Below are 18,267 nucleotides of genomic sequence, written 5' to 3'. Positions count from 1 at the left end.
GCGATTCCGGGCTGGTAGCCGAGGGTGGAGAAGTAGTCGACGCCGGTCAGGCACATCACCCGCCACCAGCGCTGGCCCTCGTGGGGGGTTTCGGGGGGATGGGCGTGTGGGCCTTGCGAGGTGCCCTTGCCCATGTCGGACAGCCCCTCAAGCATCCACGATCGCAACCGGCTCGGGTGGGCGTGCTCCGTAGCGGCCATCGGCGTGCTCTCCTGGCGTACGGCTCTGCGAACGGTTCCGGCCATCGAGGGACCGCGCTTCCAGCCTAGGCAGAGAGTGTTCGGGGGGCCTCCGCACCGGGACGGCTTGTGACGACATGAAGTGAAGGTAAGAAGTCGGACTCTCACAATTACTGAAATGACCTGGCTCTTTCACGGAGAGTAACAGCCATCCGGGCTTTCTGGTTACTGCATTCCGGTGACGGCCGGGTCGCCGCCCGGTCGGCTCCATGGAAGCCTCGAAAGTGCGCGCAGTTGGGGGATCCGTCAGGGGGGATCTGTCACAGCACAGGAGAGAAACGTGAAATCCTCGCTTCGTACTCGCTCCGCCCGTGTCCTTCCCGCCGGTCTGCTCGCCGTCGCGATGCTGACGGCTGGGGCGCCTGGCGCCTTCGCCGCCTCGCCCTCCGTGGCGACGAACACGAACGTGATCGCGGCTTCGATCACCGTGCAGCCCTCCAAGACCGAGCTGAAGCTGGGCGAGTCCGTGACGTTCGCGGGCCGCACCCAGGGCCTGAAGACAGGCGACGTGCTCAGCCTCCAGCGTTACAGCGGTGGTAAGTGGGTCGTCGTGAAGACCGTCAGGGTCGTGAACGGTGACGCCTACTCGATCTCTGCCACCCGGCTCGCCAGCAGGGGCACGGAGCGGTTCCGTGTCATCCACGGCAACACCATGTCGCCGACGGTGACCGTCGTCGTGAGGTGACGTGACGCCACGAGGCATCGCGCGCAACTGACGCCGAGAGGCATCATGGCGAAGTGACGCCAACAGGCCGAGGGGTGCCCCGGAAACGGGGCGCCCCTTTCTTGCTGTCGCGGGGCGTCACGGCGCCGGATCCCCCAACGCCTCGGCTGCACCGACGTGACGCCGGCCGGGGAACTGTCCGGCGGGGCTCCGTCCTGATTGACGCCACGTCAATTGCATTGCCGGGCGGCCCGATTGCGGAACGCACCCGTCCCGCCTGTCGGCGCCTTCCCGCCTTCCGGCCTCCTGCCCTCCGCCTTCCTGCCTTCCGCCTTCCTGCCTTCCGGCGTTGCGGCCTTGCGGCCTCGTGCCCAGGGAGATCCATCTGCGGGTGCGCCTCGCCGACACGTCGACCGACGAGGTGCGGGTGGAGATCGACTCCCTGTGGGGCGGCGGTGCGCCGGCCTCGTCGGAACAGCGCAGAGGACTTGGCCGTCGCCGTGCTGGACGAACTCGGGACCCCCGGCCGTGAACGCCGCACCACGGTCGTCCACGAAGATGAACGCCGGTCGGCATGACCCTTGGTCACGCAGCAAGGGCGCGCCATCCTGGGGGCGTGGAGATCCAGGTCCTGGTGGTCCCCGGCTGCCCCAATCACCGGCTCGCCGCGGAGCGGTTGCGGCGTGCGTTGGACGACGCCGGGCTGATGAGCACGTCGTTCGCGACCCGGATGATCGCGGACCGGCCCGAGGCCGAGCTGTCCGGTTTCACCGGCTCCCCGACGATCCTGATCGACGGCCGCGATCCGTTCGCCGAGCCCGACGCCGAACCGTCGCTCTCCTGTCGGCTCTACCGCACTTCCGACGGCCTGGCAGGCGCGCCCTCGCTGGAACAGCTCCGGCATGCCCTGGAGGCAGCCACCGACACCGGTGGAGCGCATGAGGCCGATGCTCCGCAGGCTGCTCCGGGCCCCGGTTGTACGACCCCGGCTCAGGCCCCGGCGGCCGTGACGACGGCGTCGGTGGCGAAGCCGAGCAGGAGGCCGAGGAGGATGCACCAGGTGGTGAGGGTCTTGAGGGCGGTCCTGCGGGCGACGGCCAGCAGCTCGATGACGACGTAGAGGATCGAGCCGGCGGCGAGGCCGAGGAAGGCGATCGACAGGGTGTCGTCGACCAGGTGCCGGCCGACGAGGGTGCCGAGGAAGGTGGGGCCGCCGCCGATCAGGCCGAGCCACAGGAGGGTGGGCCAGGACGGGCGTTCGCCCTCGGCGGCCAGGGGGGCGACGATGCCGAAGCCCTCGGTGGCGTTGTGCAGGCCGAAGCCGATGATCAGCAGCAGGGCCAGGGACAGTTCGCCCTGGGCGGCGGAGTTGCCGATGGCGAGGCCCTCGGCGAAGTTGTGCAGGCCGATGCCGGTGGCGATCATCAGCGCGAGCGAGCCCGCCTGGCTGCGGGTCTTCGGCGCCAGTTCGGCCGTGGCGGCGGCGCCGGGGCCCGTGGTCCGGGCGGCGGCTTCGCGGCGGCGGGCGATCCAGCCGTCGTAGTGGACGAGCCCGGCGAGTCCGATGGTCAGGCCGGCGACCAGGGTGAAGCCCCCGGATGCCACGGTTCCCCAGGCGTGCTTGCCCAGTGCCTCGTCGATGGGCTCCCAGGCGTGGGTCAGCACGTCCCAGACGAGGAAGATCAGGATGCCGATGGCAACGGCGTTGAGGCCGGCTTTGAGCCGGGGTGTGGGTGTGCGGAGGCGGCCGAGGGGGAGGCCGAGGTAGATGGTGAAGCCTGCGATGGCTCCGAGCAGGGCGATGTTGCCGCTGGACATGGGGACTCCGGTCTGACGTGCACAGGAAGCGCAGAGAACGTAAGGCAGGTAAGGCTTGCCTAACAAGTGGCGGAAGCCAGGATTCGGCGAAGCTTGGGAAAGTCATTACGCGTCCAGCCCGTTGCGCATACCAGTCCGTACGGCGCCATCAAGGACCGGTGTCCGGTTGAGCACGGACGGGCAGCTCATGGGCGAGGTGCCGGATGGCATGGGGTTTCTCGTCGGGGCTGCAGCGGTCAGGCAGCCTTGGCGGGGCGCGGCTCGCCGTGGAAGACCTGGCGGGTGTGCCAGTCGCGGTGGGCTGCAGCAACACGGCGCGCGCCGGGCTGCGGGCCGACCAGCGGGCGGCCCGTGAGGGCTATTTGTTGCCCGCTCCACGGTGACCTGGCCGTATCACGGCCCCTGTCGGTACATGACGAGGGGCGGAGCCCGAAGACCCCGCCCGGAACAACGAAACCCCAGCTCAGGGCCACACCAAGCAATAAGGCTGATGCCCCGCCTCGTGCAGGCGGTGGCTGAAGTCCTGCCACTCGTGCAGCAGCTGGTACACGTTGAACGCGTCCCGGGGGCCGCCGCGGTCAGGGACCGTCGACCAGATGAACGCCGCCGCGCCCACCGCCTCCTCGCCGATGCCGCGCAGCGGGTCCACGACCGTCATGGGGAGTTTGACCACCGCGTAGTCGGGGTGCAGGACCACCAGTTCCAGCGGCGGGACCTTGTGCAGCGGGACGCCCTCGATGCCCGTGAGGACCATCGCCGCCATCGTCTCCGGCTTGATCTTGGTGAACATGCCGCCCATGCCGAGCTCGTCGCCGCCGAGCTCCTCGGGACGCATCGAGATCGGGACGCGTGCTGCCGTGGCGCCGTCCGGCGCCCCGAAGTATTTGTACGTCACCCCCACCCGACCACCATTCCCGCTCCCTACCCTGAGTCGGTCGACCGCGCGGCCTCTGCGGTCCATACGCGCCGCACGCCCGATTCGCTCAGGGTCAGCCGGCGAAGCCTGCGAACCCTGGGCACTCTGTGCACTGCCCGAACCCTGCGAACCCTGTGAATTCTGTCGCTCTGCCGAGCTCTGGGGCACTTGTTGGCCACGCGACCCCTGCGGCTCGTGTGCCTCTTGAGGCCCCTGCGCCCGACGTGTTTCCGTCGTCTCCTCCGCGTCGCGTCGGTGCCTTCCCCGCCGGGCACGCCGAGGACCCAGATCATCGGTCCCCTCGCCCAGTCCGCCACCGCGATGCATATCTCCACCCGACTGCTGTTCTAGGACGCGCGGCCCCCGCCGCGCAACCCGATCATCGTGTCAGTGACCTCCCCCACGGCCGCCCGCCGAAACGTGCGGTGAAACACCTGTCCGCGGGATCTTCGCAGCCTCTGACACCATGGCTAGTGTGAGCTATCCGTACGAAGCCCCAGTTTCGCAGACTCTTTTCGAGCGCGCGGCGGCCGTCACGCCCGGCGGCGTGAACTCTCCGGTGCGCGCCTTCCGCGCCGTGGGCGGTACGCCCCGGTTCATGGTGTCCGGTAACGGTCCCTATCTGACCGATGCCGATGGACGTGAATACGTCGATCTCGTTTGTTCGTGGGGGCCGATGATCCTCGGGCACTCCCACCCCGAGGTGATCGCCGCCGTCCAGGAGGCCGTCTCGCGCGGTACCTCCTTCGGTACGCCCGGTGAGGGCGAGGTCGCGCTCGCCGAGGAGATCGTCGACCGGGTCGAGCCGGTCGAGCAGGTGCGCCTGGTCTCCAGCGGGACCGAGGCCACCATGTCGGCGATCCGGCTCGCCCGCGGGTTCACCCGGCGGTCCAAGGTGATCAAGTTCGCCGGGTGCTATCACGGGCATGTCGACTCGCTGCTCGCCGCCGCCGGGAGTGGCGTGGCCACCCTGGCCCTGCCCGACACCCCCGGTGTCACCGGCGCCCAGGCCGGTGACACGGTCGTTCTGCCGTACAACGACCTGGACGCCGTGCGTACCGCCTTCGCCGCCCACCCCGGCGACATCGCCTGCGTGATCACCGAGGCGTCGCCCGGGAACATGGGCGTCGTGCCGCCGCTGCCCGGCTTCAACCAGGGGCTCAGGGATCTCTGCCACGAAAACGGCGCCCTGTACATCTCCGACGAGGTCATGACCGGATTCCGTACCAGCCGAGCGGGCTGGTACGGCATCGACGGCGTCAAGCCCGACCTCATGACCTTCGGCAAGGTCATGGGCGGCGGTTTCCCCGCCGCCGCCTTCGGTGGCCGCGCCGATGTCATGGCGCACCTCGCCCCGGCCGGGCCGGTCTACCAGGCCGGCACCCTCTCCGGGAACCCCGTCGCCACCGCCGCCGGCCTCGCCCAGCTGCGGCTCCTGGACGACGCCGCGTACGGCAAGGTCGACGCGGTGTCGGCCGAGATCCGCACGCTCGTCACGGACGCGCTCACCAAGGAAGGCGTGGCGCACCGGTTGCAGAGCGCCTCCAACATGTTCTCCGTGTTCTTCACCGACCGGCCGGTGACCAACTATGAGGACGCGAAGGCGCAGGAGTCCTTCCGGTTCAACGCCTTCTTCCACTCCCTTCTCTCGCAGGGCGTCTATCTGCCGCCCTCGTCGTTCGAGTCCTGGTTCGTCTCCACCGCCCACGACGAGCGGGCGATCCAGCGGATCGCCGACGCGCTTCCGGCGGCGGCCCGGGCAGCAGCGGAGGCCACGGCAGCATGAGTGACATCACCGTCGTCCACCTGATGCGGCACGGCGAGGTCGCCAACCCGGACGGGGTTCTGTACGGGCGGCTGCCCGGCTACCACCTCTCCGAGCTCGGCCGGCAGATGGCCGAGCGGGTCGCCGATCACCTCTCCTCCCGGGACATCACCCATGTCGTCGCCTCCCCGCTGGAGCGGGCCCAGGAGACGGCCACCCCGATCGCCAAGGCGCACGGGCTCGACCTCGCGGTCGACGAGCGGCTCATCGAGGCCAAGAACGTGTTCCAGGGCAAGACCTTCGGGGTGGGGGACGGCGCGCTGCGGCGGCCGGAGAACTGGAAGCACCTCGTCAACCCGTTCAAGCCGTCGTGGGGCGAGCCCTACGTGGAGCAGGTCGTCCGGATGATGGCGGCGCTCGACGCCGCCAAGGACGCCGCGCGCGGTCATGAGGCCGTGTGCGTGAGCCACCAGCTGCCGATCTGGATCGTGCGCAGCTTCGTGGAGAAGCGGCGGCTGTGGCACGACCCGCGCAGGCGGCAGTGCACGCTCGCCTCTCTTACCACGTTCACGTACGAGGGCGACAAAATCGTGTCCGTGGGATACACCGAGCCGGCCCGGGACCTGGTGCCCGCTCATCTGCTCGCGGGCGCAAAGCCGGTGAAGGGGGCGGGCAAGGCGTTCGGCGCCTGAGCGGTCGCGACGAGGCGTACGCCTTACGGTTGGGCGTACGCCTCTTAACAAAGCGTATTCAGCCCTTGCATTCGCGTATATCTTCGTAAAATCCGCGATAGGTAAGCGGGTTCGGCGGAACCGCCGTCTCGGTCGTGCCCTCTCATTGTGTGACCGCTGAGAGGGCGCTATGAGATGGGGACGGGATGCGGGACATCAGCCGACGGGGACTGATAGGACTCGGGGCGGGCACTGCGGCCGCCATGGGACTGGCCGCGTGCGGCTCCCAGGGGGGTAAGGACACCCAGTCCGGCGGCGGTTCCGGCAAGGGCGGCTCCGGCGCCTCCGAGAGCCCCACGGCCACCGCGCGTCCGATCGGTGACGGCTCCACCGCCTACACCGGCAAGCAGCCGCACCAGCCGGGCAAGCCGGTGCCCCTGGAGCCCGGACAGACCCCGCCGCAGTTCGTGATCTTCTCCTGGGACGGCGCCGGCGAGGTCGGCAACGGTCTCTTCCCGCGCTTCCTGGACCTCGCCAAGGCGCACGGCGCGCATATGACCTTCTTCCTCTCCGGGCTCTATCTGCTGCCCGAGTCGAAGAAGCGCAAGTATCTTCCGCCGAACAACCGGCCGGGCGCCTCCGACATCGGCTATCTGACCGACGCGCACATCCGCTCCACGCTGGAGAACGTCCGGCGGGCCTGGCTCGAGGGCCATGAGATAGGCACCCACTTCAACGGCCACTTCTGCGGCGAGAGCCACGGCTCGGTGAAGTGGTGGACGCCCAAGCAGTGGCACAGCGAGATCCAGCAGGCCAAGGCCTTCGTCAAGGAGTGGAAGACCAACACCGGGTTCAGCGATCTGCCGCCGCTGCCCTTCGACTACGACAAGGAGCTGGTCGGCGCACGTACGCCCTGCCTGCTCGGGCAGGACAACCTGCTGCCCACCGCCCGCGAACTCGGCTGGCGCTACGACGCCTCCTCGCCCGGCGGCCGGCAGATGTGGCCGGTCAAGCGGCATGGTGTGTGGGACTACCCGCTCCAGGCGATACCGTTCCCGGGACACACCTTCGAGGTGCTGTCCATGGACTACAACATCCTCGCCAACCAGTCGATCGCGACCACGAAGGCTCCCCCGTCCAACTACCCGGGCTGGCGCAACCAGGCGACACAGGCTTATATAGCCGGTTTTGAGCGGGCATACCGGACAAACCGTGCACCCTTCTTCATAGGGAACCACTTCGAGCACTGGAACGGCGGCATCTACATGGACGCCGTCGAGGCGGCGTTCAAGCACATCGCGCGCGAGAAGGAGAAGGGCGCCGACGTACGGCTCGTCTCCTTCCGGCAGTTCACGGACTGGCTCGACGTGCAGCGGCCCGAGACCGTCCGCAAGCTGCAGAGCCTCGGCGTGGGCCAGCAGCCGACCGGCGGCTGGAAGGCGTTCCTCTCGGACACCGCCGGTGGCAAGGGCGCCTCGAGCGACCCCTCAAAGGCCGCCTGAAAAGGCGGTTTTCCACCCGCAAGGGGGGTGCGCAAGATCCCCGGATCGGACATGCGAAACTTTTCACATGAGTGCCGCCTGCCGCGCCCCCCAGCGCCTGAACCGCACCCGTAGCCGCAGTCGCCGCCGCGCCGCCCTCGCCACCGCCGGGGCCGCCGTGGTGGCGCTCGTGCTGTCCGCCTGCTCCTCGGGCGGTACCTCCGGGGGTTCCGGCAACACCAACTTCATCACCGGCAAGGACGGCATCGCGACCGTCGAGAAGGGCGAGCGGGCCGCCGCCCCCGACCTGTCCGGCACGACGATCGACGGCAAGAAGCTCGACGTCGCCGACTACAAGGGCAAGGTCGTCGTCATCAACGTGTGGGGCTCCTGGTGCCCCCCGTGCCGCGCCGAGGCCGCGAACTTCGTCAAGGTCGCCAAGGACTCCGCGGACAAGGGCGTCCAGTTCGTAGGCATCAACACCCGCGACACCAGCACCGAGCCGGCCCGCGCCTTCGAGAAGCAGTACGGGGTCACGTATCCCAGCCTGTACGACCCGACCGGCAAGCTGATGCTCCGTTTCAAGAAGGGCACCCTGAACCCGCAGGCCATCCCCTCCACGCTGGTCCTCGACCGGGACGGAAAGATCGCCGCGCGGACGCTGCAGCCCCTCAGCGAGGAGAAGCTGCACGAGATCCTCGACCCGGTCCTCGCGGAGAAGTGACGTGACCGGAGTCTCCCTGCTCGCCGCGGCCGGCGACCCGAACCAGACGGTCCTCAACGGGGCGCTGCTGGTCGCCCTGCCGGTCGCCCTCCTCGGCGGCCTCATCTCCTTCTTCTCGCCGTGCGTGCTGCCGCTCGTCCCCGGCTACCTCTCGTATGTGACCGGCGTCACCGGCACAGACCTCGCGGAAGCCAGGCGAGGCCGGATGGCCGCCGGTGCCTCGTTGTTCGTGCTCGGCTTCACGGCGGTCTTCGTCTCCGGCGGGGCGCTGTTCGGTTTCTTCGGCCAGACGCTCCAGGAGAACAAGGAAGTCCTGACCAAGGTGCTCGGCGTGCTCATGATCCTCATGGGCGTGTTCTTCATGGGCCTGATGCCCTGGCTGACGCAACGCGAGTTCCGTTTCCACAACAGGCCCGCCACCGGTCTGGCGGGCGCACCCGTTCTCGGGGCGCTGTTCGGGATCGGCTGGACGCCCTGCATCGGCCCGACCCTCTCCTCCGTGCTGGCGCTCTCCTCCGAGCAGGCGAGCGCGGGCCGCGGGGCCATACTGACCGTCGCCTACTGCCTCGGCCTCGGTCTGCCCTTCGTCCTCGCCGCGGTCGCCTTCCGCAAGGCGCTGGGCGCGTTCGGCTGGGTCAAGCGCCACTATGTCTGGGTCATGCGCCTCGGCGGCACCATGATGATCGTGACCGGCGTGCTGCTGCTGACCGGCGTCTGGGACGGGATCGTGCAGCAGATGCAGAGCTGGTCCGGCGGCTTCACGGTGGGGATCTGATCCATGAGTGACACACGGAGCGGCGACGTGCACGGCGAGACGACGGACACCACCCCCGACGGCGACCTCGGTGCCGCCGGCTCACAGCTGTCCACCGCCCCCGTCGAGGTCGCCATGCCCGGCTCCTTCGGCGGCTCCCGGACGCCCGGCGCCCTGGGCTGGATCACCTGGGCCGCGCGCGAGGTCATCGGCTGGGTCCGCTGGTTCTGGCGGCAGCTGACCTCCATGCGGGTCGCGCTGATCCTGCTGTTCCTGCTGTCGCTGGGTGCCATCCCCGGCTCGCTGATCCCGCAGTCCGGCACCGACGCGCTGAAGGTGCGGGACTTCATGGACGCCCACAAGACGCTGGGCCCCGTCTACGAGAAGCTCGGGCTGTTCCACGTCTACAGCTCGGTGTGGTTCTCGGCGATCTACATCCTGCTGTTCGTTTCGCTGATCGGCTGTATCGTCCCGCGCACCTGGCAGTTCGTCGGCCAGCTCAGGGGCCGTCCGCCGGCCGCGCCCAAACGCCTGACCCGGCTGCCCGCGTACGCGACCTGGCGCACCGACACAGGCCCCGAGCAGGTTCGCGAGGCCGCCCTGAAGGTGCTGGGGCAGCGCCGCTTCCGGGCCCATGTCGCGGGGGACGCGGTCGCCGCCGAGAAGGGCTATCTGCGCGAACTGGGCAACCTGGCCTTCCACATCGCCCTGGTCGTGATGCTGATCGCCTTCGCCTGGGGCCAGCTCTACAAGTCCGAGGGCAACAAGCTGATCATCGAGGGCGACGGCTTCGCCAACACCCTCACCCAGTACGACGACTTCAAGTCCGGCAACCTCTTCACCGACGACGACCTGGTGCCGTTCAGCTTCGACCTGAAGAAGTTCACCGGCACCTACGAGCGCACCGGCCCCAACAAGGGCACCCCGCGGACGTACCAGGCGGACATCAGCTACAGCGCGGGCGCCTACGGCAAGGAGAAGAAGACCACCATCAAGGTCAACGAGCCCTTGGAGATCGGCGACGCCAAGGTCTACCTCGTCAGCCACGGCTACGCGCCCGTCGTCACCGTCCGCGACGGCAGGGGAGGCGTCGTCTTCCGCGGTCCGGTGCCGCTGCTGCCGATCGACTCCAACGTCACCTCCCAGGGCGCCGTCAAGGTCTACGACGGCTACCGCGACGCCCAGGGCCGGACCGACCAGCTGGGCTTCGCCGCGTTCTTCGTGCCGACCTTCGCCGGCGCGGGCAAGGGCACGATGTTCTCCCAGTTCCCCGCGCTGGACTACCCGGTGCTCGCGGTGTCCGCGTACCACGGAGACCTGGGCGTCAACGCGGGCATCCCGCAGAACGTGTACCAGCTGAACACCAAGAACCTGAAGCCGTTCAAGGACTCCAAGGGCGATCTCGTCAAGGCCCGCCTGCTGCCCGGCGAGACCATGCGGCTGCCCGGCGGCAACGGCTCGATCACCTTCGACAAGCAGGTCAAGGAGTGGGCCGGCTTCCAGATCGTGCAGCAGCCCGGCACCGGCTGGGCGCTCGGCGGCGCCGTCGTCGCCATCTTCGGCCTGGCCGGCTCCCTGTTCATCCAGCGCCGCCGCGTCTGGGTGCGGGCCACGACCGGCGCCGACGGCGTCACCGTCGTGGAGATGGCGGGCCTCGGCCGCAGCGAGTCCGCCAAGCTGCCCGAGGAACTCGGCGACCTGGCCGCCCTCGTCCACGAACAGGCACCCACGAAGACCGACGAGCAAGACGCCGACCCCGACCGGGAGCCGGGCGCCGCGACCCCCGTACCTGCCGCTGAAGGGGCTCAGAAGAAGTGACCCTCGCCACCGCCACCAACGAACACCTCGCGCACATCAGCAACACGCTGATCTACTCCGCGATGGCCGTCTACACCCTGGCCTTCTTCGCGTACATCGCCGAATGGCTCTTCGGCAGCCGCAGCAAGGTCGCCCGCACCGCCCACGCCCTCACCGCCGACGCGGCGCAGAAGGCACAGGCGCCCGCCGTCACGGTCAAGAAGGCGGGCGGCACCGCGGTGCTGGAGCGTCCGAAGGTCGTCACCCGTGCCGTGGCCGGCGCCCGTGACGTGCCGGACGGGCCCGGCGCCCACGGCGGTGACGCCCAGGGCGACCTCTACGGCCGGATCGCGGTGTCCCTCACCGTGCTCGCCTTCCTGGTGGAGCTGGGCGGCGTCGTCGCCCGCGCGGCGTCCGTGCAGCGGGCGCCGTGGGGCAACATGTACGAGTTCAACATCACGTTCTCCACGGTCGCCGTCGGCGTGTACCTCGCGCTGCTCGCCCTGAGGAAGAACGTGCGGTGGCTCGGCCTGTTCCTCACCACCACGGTTCTGCTCGACCTCGGCCTCGCCGTCACCGTCCTGTACACCGCCAGCGACCAGCTCGTCCCCGCGCTGCACTCGTACTGGCTGTACATCCACGTCTCCACCGCGATCTTCTGCGGCGCGGTCCTCTACGTGGGCGCGGTCGGCACGCTGCTCTACCTCTTCAAGGACTCCTACGAGAACAAGCTCGCGAGCGGCGGCAAACCCGGCACCTTCGCCACCTCCGTCCTGGAACGGCTGCCCGCCGCGGCGACCCTGGACAAGTTCGCCTACCGCGTGAACGCCGCCGTCTTCCCGCTCTGGACGTTCACGATCATCGCGGGCGCCATCTGGGCCGAGTCGGCCTGGGGCCGCTACTGGGGCTGGGACCCCAAGGAGACGTGGGCCTTCATCACCTGGGTCGCCTACGCCTGCTACCTCCACGCCCGCTCCACGGCCGGCTGGAAGGGCCGCAAGGCCGCGTACATCGCGCTCATCGCCTTCGGCTGCTGGCTGTTCAACTACTACGGCGTGAACATCTTCGTCGGCGGCAAGCACTCGTACGCGGGCGTGTGACTCCCGCGCGACGACGGGCCTGACCACGGCCCTCACCGGGCCGTGGCCGACCGGCCCGGTGCGCGCCCCCACACATGCACAACCCCGGCCGGCGGGCCACGCTGGTGTCATGACCAACCCCATCGAAGAAGGCACCGCCGAGCGCCGGGGGGACCTGCTCGTACGGCACTACCTGCTGCGCCTCGCCCGGCCCGTGGAGGAGGTCTGGCCTGCCCTCGCCACCTCCACGGGGCTGGGGGAGTGGCTGGCCTCCGCCGAGCCGTTCGAGCCACGGCTGGGCGGTGCGGTGGCGCTGCGGCTGCCGGAGGGCATCGCGCGGGGCCGGATCACGGCATGGGACGTGGAACGGGTCGCCGAGTACACCGTGGAGGGCCGTGGCCGTATCCGCTTCCACCTGGAGCCGGGCCGCCCGGCGGGCACCACCGTGCGCTTCACCCACGAGAGCGAGCAGAGCGGCGACCCGGGCTGGCGGGAGCGGTTCGAGCGCCTGCTCGCCGTCGTGGAGGCCGGCGACCTCTGACGGGACTCACGCCGGCGGCAGTGACGGGACTCACGCCGGCGGCAGGCACTCCTTCGCGGGCGGCTTGCCCTCCGGCCAGGCGATCCGCACGAACCGCGACCCGCCCGACGGTGTCAGTTCCACCACCGGTACGGCCTTGTCGTAGGGGTTCCCGTGCCCGTCGAGGCAGATCCAGCCACTCGCCCCGTTCACCCGGTGCGACCCCTTGACGAACGACCACTCGTTGACGACCTCGGCGAGCGGCGGCACCGCCCGCCCGTTCGGCGTCGCCTCCCGCAACCCCTGCACCGCGAGCCGCATCGCGTCATACGAGATGATCAGCTGCCCGTCCTGCAGGGCGACCTGCCCGATCGGCCCGACCGGCTCCCCCTTGCTCCGGGTGATCAGGTCGTCCAGCGTCTTCGCGTCCGCCGCGCCGCCGCCCGTCGCCGCGGTCTCCTTCCGCCAGGCGTCCGGATGCGCCAGCGCGGTGTAGCGGACGGAGAGGTTGCGGGTGAGGGCCCGCGGTTCGAGCTTCGTGTCGCCGGTGAGGTACGACCCCTCGTCCCCCGTGAGCACGGTGAGCCTGCGGTCCGTGCAGCCCCGGTCCCCCAACGCGTTGACGAGCTGCCGCAATTGGGTGTGCCGCCCGGCGAACAGGATCGTGTTCACGGTCTTCGGGGTGTCGCACACGACGGACGCGATCTGCCGGAACTGGTTCCCGGTCGTGCCGTCCAGCGTGCGGTCGGCTGGCGGCGTGAACGACTGCGGCGCGATCCGCGAGCCGGACAGCAGCTTCTCGAAGGAGTCCTGGAGCGTCCGGGTGTAGGGGTCGCCCGGCTTGTCGTACACCAGGAGCGCCTGGCCGCCCGACACCTGGGCGAACGAGGCGAGGGCGCGGGCCTCGTCCGTGTTGGTGGGGGAGACACGGGCCAGCCCGGGATAGGGGTCCTTGCCGCCCTGCCCGTTGGCCAGGTCGTCGGCGGTGATCGAGGTGCCGATCACGGGAATGCCGAGCCGGGTCAGCGCCCTGAGCGCCTTCTTGTTGCTGTCGGTGCTCTGCCCTATGCCGGTCACCGCCCGCAGCGTGTCCGGGCCCTTGGCCATCGCGTCCAGCCGGTCGACCACGGTCTGCCAATGGGCCCCGTCCGCACCGGGGTTGGCGAGGACGAGCCGGATCGCCGGGGACTGGTCGTTGGTGTCGTGATTGGCCTGGTACTGGGCCAGATACGCGCCCTGCAACTGGTGCTGTATGTCGTTCAGGGTGGCCGGGGCGGACGCGGTGAACGGCAGGAACAGCGCGACCGTCACATAGCTGCCGGGCTTGAGCCGGTGGTTCTCACGGTCGATCGCCCGCACGGTCGCGGTGAACCGGGAACGGCCGAAGTCATACGCCGTCGCCGAGACGCCCACGCAGTCGTCGCTGCCCTCGGGATGGGACACTCCCGGCGCGCAGGAATGGTCCACCCTGGTCATCACCAGGCCGGTCCACACGGCGGCGGCCACCACGACGGCGGCCAGCAGCAGCGCCATGTACCGGCGGAAGCGAATCTCCCAGACGTCCTCGCGCAGCCATCTCCACAGCCGTGCCATCACCGACCCCCGTCCTCGTACGAACCCGTCCTCCGCGCCCACCGCCGTACGGCCCCGGCCCCGTAGGCCCCGGTGAGTCCCCTCACCCCTGGCTCCCGTCCCCGTCCCCGTCGTCCCCCGGGATACGCAGAGGACGGCCCGCCAGCGCGTCCGAGGGCCAGTCCCGCGAGGCGCGCCACAGCAGGGCCGTGCCCCCGGGCCGCAGGTTCGACAACTGCTCCAGCTCGAAGCGCAGCCGCTCGGCCACCTCCGGGTCGGGCAGCACCAGCGGATCGGTCAGCTGCCACACGGCGTGCAGCAGCCGCCGTACGCGCAGGTGCAGCGCGGCGTCCACGCCCTCGGGCGGCCGCTGCGCAGGATCCGTACGGCCGAGCGCCACCGCGGCCCGGTGGTCGTGGCCGTCGGAGTCGTCGTGACCCTCGGGGTCGTGCGCGTGGTAGTAGGGCGCGGACGCGATGAAGACCAGGGAACGCAGCCAGGCGCCGACCTCCGTGCCCGGGAAGGTGTCCCGCAGATGCTCCACCGCCAAGTCCGCATTTCCCAAGGCGAGTTCATGGTGCAGGCGATAGCGTGCCGCGTCCGTGGTGTCCCGCCCGCCGTAGTGGTCGATGACCGCGCGGTGGACCGCCTTCCACTGCGCGTGGTCCGCGTCGAGGTGGTGCAGCCGCAGCAGGAGCAGCGCCCGCAGAAACGGGTCGCCGACGAACTGCCCGTCCGCCGTCGGCCACCCTTCCTCCGTGAGCCGCTCCTGGAGGCCGAGCACCCCGGCCGCGCCGAAGTCGTCCGGAAGCCGGTCCTCGGCGAGCGCCAGCGCCGAGTCCCGGTCGTGCGCGGCGGCGAGCACGGTCAGTTCGTCGAGTCGGCCATCCGGCACCAGGCGGTCGAGCAGTTCCCGGTAGGCGGGGCGGCCGTCGTGGTCCGCGTGGAGGGCGACGTCCCCGGTGAGCAGCGCGCCGAGGGACTCGGCTCCGCCCGGCAGGTTCTGCCGGGCCGACTCGCCGAGCAGGGTGATGCCGAGCGGGCTGCCGCCGGTCAGCCGGTGGGTGGCGTGCGGAAGCTGGGGCGGCACGTCCAGACCCCGGCACAGGGCGCCCACGATGTGCAGGGTGTCGTCGGGCGTCAGCGGCGGCAGCGAGACGAGCAGCGCCCGTGAGGACGGGGAGCTGCCCGGTTCCCAGCCGGTGGTGCGGGCCACCTCGGCGAGCGTGCGGCGGACGGCGTGCCTGAGTGCGGGGAGGGCGTACCCGCGCAGAGCCGAGAAGAAGACGACCTGGTCGCCGAGGCCGTCCGCCCGGTCGCGCAGCACGGCCTCCATCAGGCCTCGTCCGGCGGGAGCCTGCACGTTGTCGATCAGCACGACCGGGCGGCCCAGCCGGTGGGAGCGCTGCATGACGCCGGCGTAGGCGTCGTCGAGGTCGGCGAGCAGCGCCCGGACGAGAAAGCGCTCGGCGTGGGTGCGGGAGTCGCCGCCCGCCCGGAAGTGCCCCGACAGCAGGATGAGCCCCAGCTTGGGGTTGCCGCCCGCGTTCGGGTAGTCGCGGAACCATGTGGCGGCCCTGCGCAGCCGCCGGTGGGTGGGCGAGACGCCTTCGCTGAACGCCTCCAGGGTCGCCTCGATGATCGGCTCGACGACGGGCCCGGCGTTCGACAGGGAGGCCACGAGCTTGGCGATCACTTTGCTCACCCAGCGGCCCGCCAACCCGTCCAGAAAGGACCGGGAGTCGTTGAGCAGCAGGATGCGCTCGGCCTCCTGCCGGATCCGCGCCACGTTCCGGTCGCTCCAGCCGCCCGCCGCGACGGCCAGCAGCCCCGAGGCGAGCCGCGGGAAACTGATCCGCCCCGCGCCCTTCACGGGCTCGGCGAGCTGCTCGGCGACGGTCGTGAGGGCGTGCGCCACCGGCGACCAGGCCGCGCGGGGCCGGTTCGCGGGCGGCCCGGCGAACTGCGCCTCCTCGCCGTCGATCAGCGCAACGGGCGTATGCCCCTGGTAGGCGGTGCGTATCTCCGCGAGCAGCGCACTCTTGCCGAGTCCGCGCCCGCCCGCGAACACCACGAACGGCAGGTCGTCCTGGTGTTCGTACGGTGAGGAGCGGAGCTGGTACGGGCGCGCACCGACAAGCCGCGCAGCGAGGCCGGGCGGGTCGGTGTCGAACAGCGGTCCCCGGCCGTGCAGCGATCTGTGCACCGCATCTCCCCCCGGAGCGGTCCGATCCGATGTGCTGCTGTGAGGTCTACCAACGCCAGTGTAAAAAAGGGGGAGTTGATTCGGACTAGGGCGCGCGATGTCCGTTGGGTTACGAAAGTCTTCCGCTGCCGGCCGCGAATGATCGTCCTGCTTCGGGCGGTCGTCAGACTTGGCAGGCGACATGCGACATGCGACATGCGGCACGTCGGTGCCGGTGAAGGTGGGATGCGGGGGACGGGCGCGGGTATCGGCGGGGCCGATGGGCCCATCGGCAGGACGCCCCACCAGCCCTTGGACCGGGTGCCCCGCCCGCCCGTAGCGTCCTGGACATGACCCCGGAGAACAAGGGCACTGCCCAGCTGACGACCGCCATGGTGCTCTCCGGCACCCTCGGTGTCTTCGTCGTCGAGTCGGGCGCCTCGCCCTTCGATGTCGTCTTCTTCCGCGTGCTGTTCGGCGCCCTCGCCCTCGGCACCTACGTCGTCGCCCGCGGCTGGCTGCGCGGCCACGGCTTCACCCCGCGCACCCTGGGCCTGGCCGCCCTCGGTGGCGTGTTCATCGTCTTCAACTGGGTTCTGCTCTTCCAGGCGTACGGGAACACGTCGATCTCCGTGGCGACGGTCGTGTACCACACGCAGCCGTTCCACGTGGTGCTGCTGGGCGCCCTGCTGTTCCGCGAGCGGCTCACCGCCGCCAAGGTCGGCTGGGTGGCCGTCGCCTTCGCCGGACTGATCCTCGTCTCGGGCGTCACGCCCGGCGACTTCACAGGCGGCGGTTCCTACCTCCTGGGCGTGGGCCAGGCCCTCCTCGCCGCGCTCCTGTACGGGCTGTCGACCCTGGTCACCAAGCGCGTCACCGGCGTGCGGCCGCACCTCGTCGCCCTCGTCCAGGTTCTCGTCGGCATCCCGCTGCTGCTGCCGTTCGCCGACTTCGGGGCGATGCGGGGCGAAGGAGCCGGCTGGGGCTGGCTGGTGGGGCTGGGCTTCCTCCACACCGGGGTGATGTACGTCCTCATGTACGCCGCCTACGCCAAGCTCCCGACCTCGAAGATCGCGGTGCTCGCCTTCGTCTATCCGGCCGTCGCCCTGCTGATGGACTGGGCGGTGTACGGCCACCACATCGGAGTTGTGCAGGCCCTGGGCGTCCCGCTGATCGTCACGGCCGGTCTGAAGGTCACACTTGCTCGGAGACCAGCCGCCGTGTCTGCTCGACGAACAGCCGGGCATGCGCCGGAAGCCGCTTCCCGGCCCGCCACGCCAGCTGCGTGCGAAGCGTGAACGGCGGTTCCCACGGCAGACGAACCAGAGAGCCATCCGCGAGTTCGGCGGCGACCGTCACCTCGGGCAGCAGCGAGATCCCGAGACCGGCCGCCGCCGCGCGCTTGGTGGCCTCGATGGTGCCGAACTCCCTGAACTCCACGGGCGCGAGAGAGGCGAGCTCCCGCTCGAACAGGTCACGGTAGGCACAGCCGGGTTCGGTGGCCAGCAGGGACTGTTCCACCAGATGGGCCGTCGTGACCGGCTTCGAGGCCAGGGTGTGTCCGGGCGCCGCCACCAGCGCCAGCGGCTCCTCGGCCAGCACTGCGGTCTCCAGCCCGGCGTGCCCGGTCTCCTCCTCCATCAGGAATCCCAGGTCGTACGTCCCCTGCCGCAGCGCCTGCCGGGTCTCGTCCCCGATGGTGGTCCGCAGCGACAGCCGCACCTTCGGATAGCGGTGGTGGAACAGCTCCAGCAGCGGCGGCAGACGGTACGAGGTCAGCGACTCCATGGTGCCGACGGTGAGGGTTCCCGCGGGTTCCTCCGCGCCGGCCACCGCCGCCCGCGCCTCTTCGCTCAGTTCGATGATCTGCCGGGCGTAGGGCAGAAGCCGTTCGCCGGCCTCCGTCAGCCGGATACGGCTGCCGAGCCGGTCGAAGAGTTCCGTGCCGAGCGTGGACTCCAGCGCGCGGACCTGGCCGGTCACGCTGGACTGCGCATACGACAGTTCCGCCGCGGCGCGGGTGAAGCTGAGCACCGTGGCCACCTTCTCGAAGGTGACGAGCAGCCGGAGTTCCACCGGTCG

At 70.2% G+C, this 18,267-nt stretch carries 15 protein-coding genes and 2 pseudogenes; 10 read left to right on the top strand and 7 right to left on the bottom strand.

Going from position 1 to position 18,267, the window contains the following annotated elements; translation table 11 throughout:
* A pseudogene (locus LZ604_RS27730) lies at positions 1 to 200 on the bottom strand (amino acid transporter); the annotation flags it as partial.
* 319 nt (positions 201 to 519) lie between these two features.
* Here LZ604_RS27730 and LZ604_RS27725 point away from each other — a divergent pair.
* Entirely contained in the window at positions 520 to 924 is a 405-nt protein-coding gene (locus tag LZ604_RS27725; protein ID WP_234518340.1) for a hypothetical protein, read from the top strand.
* A gap of 969 nt (positions 925 to 1,893) precedes the next feature.
* Here the strand turns inward: LZ604_RS27725 and LZ604_RS27720 are convergent.
* The 3 genes and pseudogenes from LZ604_RS27720 to LZ604_RS27710 form a co-directional block, all read right to left on the bottom strand.
* Entirely contained in the window at positions 1,894 to 2,721 is an 828-nt protein-coding gene (locus tag LZ604_RS27720; RefSeq protein ID WP_234518338.1) for a ZIP family metal transporter, read from the bottom strand.
* A gap of 236 nt (positions 2,722 to 2,957) precedes the next feature.
* Positions 2,958 to 3,083 (bottom strand): annotated as a pseudogene (locus tag LZ604_RS27715) (phosphorothioated DNA-binding restriction endonuclease); the annotation flags it as partial.
* A 101-nt stretch (positions 3,084 to 3,184) separates the two neighbouring features.
* A complete protein-coding gene (locus LZ604_RS27710; RefSeq protein ID WP_234518336.1) occupies positions 3,185 to 3,682 on the bottom strand; it encodes a hypothetical protein in 498 nt (165 codons plus the stop codon).
* A 421-nt stretch (positions 3,683 to 4,103) separates the two neighbouring features.
* On the opposite strand from LZ604_RS27710, the gene hemL reads away from it, so the two are divergent.
* The 8 genes from hemL to LZ604_RS27670 all read left to right on the top strand — a co-directional run bounded on the left by hemL (position 4,104) and on the right by LZ604_RS27670 (position 12,449).
* On the top strand, positions 4,104 to 5,423 hold the full coding sequence (gene hemL, locus LZ604_RS27705) for a glutamate-1-semialdehyde 2,1-aminomutase (RefSeq protein WP_234518334.1): 1,320 nt from the start codon (positions 4,104 to 4,106) through the stop codon (positions 5,421 to 5,423).
* Positions 5,420 to 6,094, top strand: a complete 675-nt coding sequence (locus LZ604_RS27700) for a histidine phosphatase family protein (RefSeq protein WP_234518333.1) — start codon at positions 5,420 to 5,422, stop codon at positions 6,092 to 6,094. The genes hemL and LZ604_RS27700 overlap by 4 nt, the downstream gene beginning before the upstream one ends.
* 185 nt (positions 6,095 to 6,279) lie before the next feature.
* Positions 6,280 to 7,575, top strand: a complete 1,296-nt coding sequence (locus LZ604_RS27695; protein WP_234518332.1) for a polysaccharide deacetylase family protein — start codon at positions 6,280 to 6,282, stop codon at positions 7,573 to 7,575.
* Positions 7,576 to 7,642: 67 nt separating this feature from the next.
* Positions 7,643 to 8,278, top strand: coding sequence for a TlpA family protein disulfide reductase (locus LZ604_RS27690; protein WP_234518331.1), 636 nt, complete (start codon positions 7,643 to 7,645; stop codon positions 8,276 to 8,278).
* A gap of 1 nt (position 8,279) precedes the next feature.
* On the top strand, positions 8,280 to 9,053 hold the full coding sequence (locus tag LZ604_RS27685; protein ID WP_234518330.1) for a cytochrome c biogenesis CcdA family protein: 774 nt from the start codon (positions 8,280 to 8,282) through the stop codon (positions 9,051 to 9,053).
* A 3-nt stretch (positions 9,054 to 9,056) separates the two neighbouring features.
* Positions 9,057 to 10,850, top strand: coding sequence for a cytochrome c biogenesis protein ResB (gene resB, locus LZ604_RS27680; RefSeq protein WP_234518329.1), 1,794 nt, complete (start codon positions 9,057 to 9,059; stop codon positions 10,848 to 10,850).
* On the top strand, positions 10,847 to 11,929 hold the full coding sequence (gene ccsB / locus LZ604_RS27675; protein ID WP_234518328.1) for a c-type cytochrome biogenesis protein CcsB: 1,083 nt from the start codon (positions 10,847 to 10,849) through the stop codon (positions 11,927 to 11,929). The genes resB and ccsB overlap by 4 nt, the downstream gene beginning before the upstream one ends.
* A 109-nt stretch (positions 11,930 to 12,038) precedes the next feature.
* A complete protein-coding gene (locus tag LZ604_RS27670; RefSeq protein WP_234518327.1) occupies positions 12,039 to 12,449 on the top strand; it encodes an SRPBCC domain-containing protein in 411 nt (136 codons plus the stop codon).
* Between the two features lie 30 nt (positions 12,450 to 12,479).
* Here the strand turns inward: LZ604_RS27670 and LZ604_RS27665 are convergent, their stop codons facing one another.
* Both LZ604_RS27665 and LZ604_RS27660 read right to left on the bottom strand, forming a co-directional pair.
* On the bottom strand, positions 12,480 to 14,021 hold the full coding sequence (locus LZ604_RS27665; protein ID WP_234518326.1) for a type 1 periplasmic-binding domain-containing protein: 1,542 nt from the start codon (positions 14,019 to 14,021) through the stop codon (positions 12,480 to 12,482).
* Between the two features lie 82 nt (positions 14,022 to 14,103).
* A complete protein-coding gene (locus LZ604_RS27660; protein WP_234518324.1) occupies positions 14,104 to 16,206 on the bottom strand; it encodes a hypothetical protein in 2,103 nt (700 codons plus the stop codon).
* Positions 16,207 to 16,535: 329 nt separating this feature from the next.
* Between LZ604_RS27660 and LZ604_RS27655 the strand changes: the two genes are divergently transcribed.
* Positions 16,536 to 17,483, top strand: coding sequence for a DMT family transporter (locus tag LZ604_RS27655; RefSeq protein ID WP_234518322.1), 948 nt, complete (start codon positions 16,536 to 16,538; stop codon positions 17,481 to 17,483).
* On the opposite strand, the gene LZ604_RS27650 is transcribed toward LZ604_RS27655, so the two are convergent.
* Positions 17,380 to 18,261 (bottom strand): LysR family transcriptional regulator, encoded by an 882-nt coding sequence (locus tag LZ604_RS27650; RefSeq protein WP_234518321.1) that lies wholly within the window; start codon positions 18,259 to 18,261, stop codon positions 17,380 to 17,382. The genes LZ604_RS27655 and LZ604_RS27650 overlap by 104 nt on opposite strands.
* Between the last annotated feature and the right edge of the window lie 6 nt (positions 18,262 to 18,267).

Origin of the sequence: Streptomyces glomeratus (assembly GCF_021462825.1) — a bacterium.
GTDB classification, from domain to species: domain Bacteria; phylum Actinomycetota; class Actinomycetes; order Streptomycetales; family Streptomycetaceae; genus Streptomyces; species Streptomyces glomeratus.
Note: the sequence above shows the minus strand (reverse complement) of the source record. Positions and strands in the feature narration are given on the sequence as shown.